Raw genomic sequence first — 7,264 nt, 5'->3', positions numbered from 1 at the left:
TACCGTGGGACATCGAGGCCTCCTGGCGATGGTTGAACTGAACAGCTCCATCAAGCCAGGAGGCCTCTTCACACGCCCCGAAGTGTCACCAACGTCATGGCCGAGTACAGCTAGCGCCCGGGGAGCTGCGCGTCGCTGACGTAGCCCACGCGGGCCTTGGTGATCACGATCATGTCCATCACCAGCGCTCCGACGACGCCGACGATCACCGTGACGAAGAGCACGACGAGGTTGATCCACGGCTGCTCCTTGAGCACCATCGCGACCGCGAGGAAGACCACGAACTTGAGCAGCCACGCGCCGAGCACGACCGAGAAGAACAGGGTCGGGTAGATCGGCGAGGACTGGAAGCGGTTCGCGAAGAGGATGCTGCCGGCCGTGAGCCCGAGGAACACGAGGGCCATGGCGCTGCCGATGACGGCGCTGAGGAGGCCGCGGCCGCCGTCGACCGCGAAGCCGACGATGCCGCCGACCACCGCGATGGCGAGGGCGAGCAGCGCTCCCCCGACGAGGATGCGCGTGTAGACGTCCTTCTTCGCGGGGCGCTCCGCCGGGGCGGGGGCGCTCGGGCTGTCGGTCATGTCGTCTCCTTGGCTGTCCCCGGGTGCGGGGCGTCGGTGGGGCGGGTCGCGATGGCTCCCGTGGCGAGCTCCGCGTGCTCGCGCTCGACGGCCTCGAGCTCGGACTCCGTGAGGCGCGCCAGCGGTCGGTCGGTCGCGGCCTCGTCGAGCGGGTCGAACGCGGCGGCGTCCTCGGACTCGGCGGCGGCGGGCACGAGCTGCGCCGCGGCCTCCAGGCGCTTCCGGCGGCTGAGCGGGGCGAGGGTCACGACGGCGCAGGCGACCATGCCGACCGCGATGAAGGCGACGCCCCAGGCGTAGGGCTGCACGACGAACATCAGCAGGCAGCCGACGGACACGACGCCGGTCCAGGCGTAGAAGATCAGCGTCGCGTGCAGGCGCGAGTGGCCCATGTCGAGCAGGCGGTGGTGCAGGTGCTTGCGGTCCGCGCTGAACGGCGACTTGCCGGCCTTGAGGCGCCGGAAGACGGCGAGGGCGAAGTCGAGCAGCGGGACGATGAGGATCGCGAACGGCAGCAGGATCGGCAGGAAGGCGGGCAGCAGCTGCGAGCGGCCGAAGGTCTCCGGGTTCGGGTCGATCTCGCCCGTGACCGCGATGGCGCTGGTGGCCATGAGGAGGCCGACGAGCAGCGCGCCCGCATCGCCCATGAAGAGCTTGGCGGGGTGCCAGTTGAACGGGAGGAAGCCGAGGCACGCGCCGATGAGGATCGCGCTGATGAGCGACGCGAGGTTGAAGCGCTCGGTCTGGCCCGTCGCCGTGTCCGAGAGCAGGAAGCTGTAGAGGAAGAACGCGCCGTTGGCGATGATCGCGACGCCGGCGACCAGTCCGTCGAGGCCGTCAATGAAGTTGACGGCGTTCATGACGAGGACGATGGCGAAGATCGTCAGCATGATCGACATCTGCGACGAGCCGACCGTGAGACCGCCGATGGGGAGCGACGAGATGGCGACGCCCTGCCAGGCGAGGAGGCCGGCGGCGAGGATCTGGCCGGCCAGCTTGATCATCCAGTCGAGGTCGTAGATGTCGTCGAGGACCCCGATGACCACGATCATGAGCGCGGCGCCGAGGATCGCGAACACCGGGCCGGGCCGGTCGAAGACGAGGCCGAACCAGGAGACCTGCGACGCGACCGCGAACGCGACCAGGATGCCGGCGAACATGGCCACGCCGCCGAGGCGGGGCGTGGGGCGCGTGTGCACGTCGCGCGCGCGGATGGCCGGGTAGAGCCGGTATCGGTAGCCGAGCTTCATGACGACCATCGACAGGACGAGCGTGATGACCGCCGAAACGACCGCCATGGCGGCGTAGTAGGTCACCGGGGGTGCGCGGGCGGATCCGCGGGGGGCTCGGTCGCGGACTCGTCGGCGGGCGCAGCGTCGGCGGACGCCGGGCCGGCGGGCTCGACGAACTCGGGGTACGTCGGGCCGGCTTCGGGCGTCGCCTCCGCGGGCGTCGCCTCCGCGGGCGCGGCCGGGGCCTCGGCGGCGGGCGTGACCGCATCGGGATCCGCGGATCCGTCGACCGGCTCCGCGCCGCTCGCCGTGCCGCGCGGGGCCTCGGGCTCGTCGGGGACGGGGGCCTGCTCCGGCTCCACGGGCGCGGTGACGACGGGCTCGAGCTCGTCGCCGATGAGCTGCTGGATCTGCGCGCGCGTGATCGCGCCCTCGCGGACGATGCGCACGCGGCCGCCGGCCTGCGTGACGCGCGAGGCGTCGACGATGGTCGACGCCGCTCCCCCGGCGGCTCCGCCGTCGAGGAAGATGTCCACCGACTCGCCGAGCTGGTCCACGGCCTCCTGGGCGGTCGCCGCGGCGGGCTGCCCCGTCTTGTTGGCGGACGACACGGCGAGCGGCCCGGTCTCGGCCAGGAGCACGAGCGCGTAGGAGTTCGCGGGCATGCGCAGGGCGACGGTGCCGCGGGTCTCGCCGAGATCCCAGACGAGGGAGGGCTGCGCCACCAGGATCACCGTGAGGCCGCCCGGCCAGAACTCGTCCACCATGCGGCGGACGACGTCGGGGACGAAGTCGGCGAGGGCGTCGAGGGTCGACTGGCCGGGGATGAGCACGGGAGGCGGGGCGTCGCGCCCGCGGCCCTTCGCGTCGAGCAGCCGCTGGACGGCCTCGGGGTTGAACGCGTCGGCGGCGATGCCGTAGACGGTGTCCGTGGGGATGACGACGACCTCGCCGCGGCCCACCGCCTGTCGGGCGAGTCTCATGCCGGGGAGGAGGTCGGTGTCGACTGAGCAGTCGTAGATGCGCGCCATGTCGTCGCTCATCGTAGCCGAGCGCGTGCCCCGGGCCCTGAGCGGAGGATCCACGCCACGCCGACGCCCGCATACTGGGCCTCGTGACATCCGCGCCCCGCTCCCCCGGCCCCGCCGGCCTCCTGTTCGTGTTCGACATGGACGACGTGCTGTACGACCACGACTGGCGGGGGCCCGCCGACCGCATCACCGCGGCGACCGGGCACGACCTGCCCGAGCTGCGCCGCCGCTGGTACAACGACGAGGGCGAGTGGGCGGCGGAGGCGGGCCGCATCGACGCCGACTCCTACCTCGATGCGTTCTGCGCCGCGGTGGGCGTCGAGATGGACGAGGAGGAGTGGGTGCGCCGCCGCCGGGCCTCCATGACCGTGCGGCCGTCGGCGCTGGAGGCCGTGGCCCGGGCGCGGGAGGCCGGACGGATCACGCTGCTGACGAACAACAACGCGCTCGCCGCCCGGCACCTCCCGGAGCTCGCGCCCGAGCTGGTGCCGCTGTTCGGCGTCGAGCATCTGCGGACGTCGAGCGGGTACGGCGCCCGGAAGCCGGATCCCGCCGTGTTCCGCGGGGTGCTCGCCGCCTACGCGCAGCCGGCCGAGCGGACGTTCTTCGCGGACGACCGGCTCGACAACGTGGAGTCGGCGCGCGGTCTCGGGATCCACGGGCACCACGTGCGCGGAGAGGGGGACCTTCTGCCGGCGGTCGAGGCGTTCGTCCGGGCGCAGGCGCACGCGGGCTGAGCCGCGGCGCACGTCGACGGCGCGCCGGGCGTGTCCCGGTCAGCGCAGCGCGGTGGTCGCGCGGTCGCGGCGGGTGAGGTCCTGGTGCGTCGCGGTCGCGCGCCAGCCGTCGGCGTCGAGGAGGGCGCGGATCGCCTGGCCCTGCAGCTCGCCGTGCTCGATGACGAGCGCGCCACCCGGGTGGAGCAGCCGGCGCGCGGTCGTCGAGACGAGGCGCACGACGTCGAGGCCGTCGGCTCCGCCGTAGAGCGCGAGCGCGGGATCGTGCAGCCGCACCTCGGGATCGCGGGGGACGGCGTCGACCGGGATGTAGGGCGGGTTCGAGACGACGACGGACACGGTGCCGTCGAGCTCGGGGAAGGCGTCGGCGAGGTCACCGAGCCTGAGGTCGACGCGGGGCGCCAGGCGCTCCACGTTGCGGGCCGTCCACGCGTGTGCCTCGGGCGAGACTTCGATCGCGTGCACGCGCGCATGCGGCACCTCGGTCGCGAGCGCGAGGGCGAGCGCGCCGGATCCCGTGCCGAGGTCGACCGCGACGGGCGCGTCCCCGGGCGCGGCCGACAGCGCGTCGATCGCGAGCTGCGCCACGTGCTCCGTCTCGGGCCGCGGCACGAACACGCCGGGGCCCACGAGGAGCTCGAGCGAGCGGAAGTGCGCGACGCCCGTGATGTGCTGCAGCGGCTCGCGCCGTGCGCGCCGCGCGGTCAGCTCGAGGACGCGCTCGGCGTCCCGGGCGTCGACGGCCGCGCGTGTGATGGCGCGCGACTGCACCTGCCCCCGGGAGAGGCCGAGCACGTGCCCGACGAGGAGCTCGGCGTCGACTGCGGGATCACCGATGCCGGCGGCCGCGAGCACCTGGCCGACACGCATGCGGAGGGCGTCCACGGTACCGGGGACGCCCTCCTCGTCAGCCACGGGCGAGCGGGACGCGCGAGGGCGTCACGCGTCCGTCCCGAGCGCGTCGAGACGCGCCTCCTCGTCGGCCTGGATGCAGGACTCGACGACCGGGTCGAGGGCGCCGTCCATCACCGCGTCGAGGTTGTACGCCTTGTAGCCCGTGCGGTGGTCCGCGATGCGGTTCTCCGGGAAGTTGTACGTGCGGATGCGCTCGGACCGGTCCATCGTGCGGATCTGGCTGCGGCGCACGGCCGAGGCCTCCGCGTCGATCTCCTCCTGCTGCTTCGCGAGGACGCGCGCGCGCAGCACGCGCATGCCGGCCTCGCGGTTCTGCAGCTGGCTCTTCTCGTTCTGCATCGCGACCACGATGCCCGTGGGCAGGTGAGTGATGCGGACGGCGGAGTCGGTCGTGTTGACCGACTGGCCGCCGGGGCCGGACGAGCGGTACACGTCGATCTTGAGGTCGTTGGGGTCGAGGGGGACCTCCTCGACCTCCTCGACCTCCGGGATCACGAGCACGCCGGCCGCCGAGGTGTGGATGCGCCCCTGCGACTCGGTGGCGGGCACGCGCTGCACGCGGTGCACGCCGCCCTCGTACTTGAGGTGCGCCCACACACCGAGCGCGGGGTCGTCGGACGTGCCCTTGATGGCGACCTGGACGTCCTTGTACCCGCCGAGGTCGCTCTGCGTCTGGCTGAGCACCTCGGTCTTCCAGCGTCGCGACTCGGCGTAGTGCAGGTACATGCGGAGCAGGTCGGCGGCGAACAGCGCGCTCTCGGCGCCGCCCTCCCCCATCTTGATCTCCATGATGACGTCACGCGCGTCGTCGGGGTCGCGCGGGATCAGGAGCCGCCGGAGCTTCTCCTGCGCCTGGTCCAGCTGCTCCTCGAGGCCGGGGATCTCGTCGACGAACGCCGGGTCCTCCTCGGCCAGCTCGCGCGCGGCGGCCAGGTCGTCGCCGAGCTGGGTCCACTCCGCGTGCGCGGCGACGATCCGGCTCAGCTCCGCGTAGCGGCGGTTGACCTTGCGCGAGCGCGACGCGTCGGCGTGCAGCTCGGGGTCGCCGAGCTGCTGCTGGAGCTCCTCGTGCTCCTCCAGGAGCTGGACGACGGACTCGAACACCTCGGTCAGCCCTTCTCGTGCGCGCCGTGCCCGTGGCTCTGGTGGGACACGCCGTTGCCGGTGTTGGGCATGGAGGCCTGGACCTTCATCAGGAACTCGACGTTGGACGTCGTCTCCTTCAGGCGGCTGAGGACGATCTCGAGGGCCTGCTGCTGCTCGAGCCCGGCGAGGGCGCGGCGCAGCTTCCAGGTGACCTTGACCTCGTCGGCGCCCATGAGCATCTCCTCGCGGCGCGTGCCGGAGGCGTTGACGTCGACGGCGGGGAAGATCCGCTTGTCGGCGAGGGCGCGCGAGAGGCGGAGCTCCATGTTGCCGGTGCCCTTGAACTCCTCGAAGATGACCTCGTCCATCTTGGATCCGGTCTCCACGAGCGCCGTGGCGAGGATCGTGAGCGATCCGCCGTGCTCGATGTTGCGCGCGGCGCCGAAGAAGCGCTTCGGCGGGTAGAGCGCCGACGAGTCGACGCCGCCCGAGAGGATCCGGCCCGACGCGGGTGCCGCGAGGTTGTACGCGCGGCCGAGGCGGGTGATGGAGTCGAGCAGCACGACCACGTCGTGGCCGAGCTCCACGAGGCGCTTGGCGCGCTCGATGGCGAGCTCGGCGACCGTGGTGTGGTCCTCGGCGGGACGGTCGAAGGTGGAGGCGATGACCTCGCCCTTCACCGTGCGCTGCATGTCGGTGACCTCCTCGGGACGCTCGTCGACCAGCACGACCATGAGGTGGACCTCGGGGTTGTTGGTGGCGATGGCGTTCGCGATGGCCTGGAGCACGAGCGTCTTGCCGGCCTTGGGCGGCGAGACGATGAGGCCGCGCTGGCCCTTGCCGATCGGCGACACGAGGTCGATGATCCGCGTGGTGAGCTTCGCGGGCTCGGTCTCGAGGCTGAGGCGGTCCTGCGGGTACAGCGGCGTGAGCTTGCCGAACTCGACGCGGTTCGCGGCCTCCTCGGGCGGCAGGCCGTTGACCGAGTCGATCTTCACGATCGCGTTGTACTTCTGGCGGCTCTGGCTGTCGTTGTCGCGCGGCTGGCGGATGGCGCCGACGATGGCGTCGCCCTTGCGCAGCGAGTGCTTCTTGACCTGGCCGAGGGAGACGTAGACGTCGTTCGTGCCGGGCAGGTAGCCGCTCGTGCGGACGAACGCGTAATTGTCGAGCACGTCGAGGATGCCCGCGACGGGCAGGAGGACGTCGTCCTCGGTGACCTCAGGCTCGAAGTCGTCGCCGCCCTGGCCGCGGCCGCGCTTGCGGTCGCGGTACCGGCTGCGGCCGCCGCGGTCGTCGTCGCGGCCGAGGTCGGCGCGGGCCTGGTCGGCGCGCACGTCCTGCTGGCGGTCGCCCTGGCCGCGGCTGTTCTGGCGCTGGCGACCCGTGCGGGCCTCCTCCTGCGCCTCGTCGTCGGCGTCGGGCTCGCGGGGGGCCTGCTCGCGCGGGGCCTGGTCGCGGCCGTTCTGCTGCTGGTCGTCCTGGTCGCGTCCGCGGTCGCGGTTGCGGCGGTTGCGGCTGCGGTTGCGGCCGCCCTCGCGACCCTCGCGGCCCTGGTCGTCGCGGCGTCCGCCCTGGTCGTCGGCGTCGCGGTCGTCGCGCTGGCGGTCGTCGCGCTGGCGGTCGGCCGGCTCGGACGCGGCGGGGGTCTCGTCGGCGTCCGGGGTGGCAGGTGCGTCCTG

7 protein-coding genes are annotated in these 7,264 nt (G+C 72.7%); 1 reads left to right on the top strand and 6 read right to left on the bottom strand.

The genetic code is table 11. The annotated features are described in order from the left end of the window. Nucleotides 1-110 precede the first annotated feature (110 nt). Genes HDR73_RS11560 through HDR73_RS11550 form a run of 3 tightly spaced genes read right to left on the bottom strand, consistent with a single transcriptional unit; the run spans nucleotide 111 to nucleotide 2,856 of the window. On the bottom strand, nucleotides 111-581 hold the full coding sequence (locus tag HDR73_RS11560; protein WP_012298864.1) for a Cg1360 family ATP-synthase-associated protein: 471 nt from the start codon (nucleotides 579-581) through the stop codon (nucleotides 111-113). After that, nucleotides 578-1,897 carry an MraY family glycosyltransferase gene (locus HDR73_RS11555; RefSeq protein ID WP_012298863.1) on the bottom strand — a complete coding sequence of 440 codons (1,320 nt, stop codon included), beginning with the start codon at nucleotides 1,895-1,897 and terminating at the stop codon, nucleotides 578-580. The genes HDR73_RS11560 and HDR73_RS11555 overlap by 4 nt, the downstream gene beginning before the upstream one ends. After that, nucleotides 1,894-2,856 carry an L-threonylcarbamoyladenylate synthase gene (locus HDR73_RS11550; RefSeq protein ID WP_012298862.1) on the bottom strand — a complete coding sequence of 321 codons (963 nt, stop codon included), beginning with the start codon at nucleotides 2,854-2,856 and terminating at the stop codon, nucleotides 1,894-1,896. The genes HDR73_RS11555 and HDR73_RS11550 overlap by 4 nt, the downstream gene beginning before the upstream one ends. A gap of 71 nt (nucleotides 2,857-2,927) precedes the next feature. Between HDR73_RS11550 and HDR73_RS11545 the strand changes: the two genes are divergently transcribed. Further along, nucleotides 2,928-3,581, top strand: a complete 654-nt coding sequence (locus tag HDR73_RS11545) for an HAD family hydrolase (protein WP_012298861.1) — start codon at nucleotides 2,928-2,930, stop codon at nucleotides 3,579-3,581. A 39-nt stretch (nucleotides 3,582-3,620) separates the two neighbouring features. On the opposite strand, the gene prmC is transcribed toward HDR73_RS11545, so the two are convergent. The 3 genes from prmC to rho form a co-directional block, all read right to left on the bottom strand. Further along, nucleotides 3,621-4,496, bottom strand: a complete 876-nt coding sequence (prmC, locus tag HDR73_RS11540; RefSeq protein WP_012298860.1) for a peptide chain release factor N(5)-glutamine methyltransferase — start codon at nucleotides 4,494-4,496, stop codon at nucleotides 3,621-3,623. A 24-nt stretch (nucleotides 4,497-4,520) separates the two neighbouring features. Beyond that, nucleotides 4,521-5,600 (bottom strand): peptide chain release factor 1, encoded by a 1,080-nt coding sequence (gene prfA, locus HDR73_RS11535; RefSeq protein WP_012298859.1) that lies wholly within the window; start codon nucleotides 5,598-5,600, stop codon nucleotides 4,521-4,523. Nucleotides 5,601-5,605: 5 nt separating this feature from the next. Further along, on the bottom strand, nucleotides 5,606-7,264 hold a 1,659-nt coding region (gene rho / locus HDR73_RS11530), incomplete at its 5' end, for a transcription termination factor Rho (RefSeq protein WP_287136449.1).

The sequence above is a fragment of the Clavibacter sp. genome (assembly GCF_014802555.1).
Lineage (GTDB): Bacteria > Actinomycetota > Actinomycetes > Actinomycetales > Microbacteriaceae > Clavibacter > Clavibacter sepedonicus.
The sequence above is the reverse complement of the archived record's forward strand: the minus strand, read 5'-3'. Positions and strand labels throughout refer to the sequence as shown.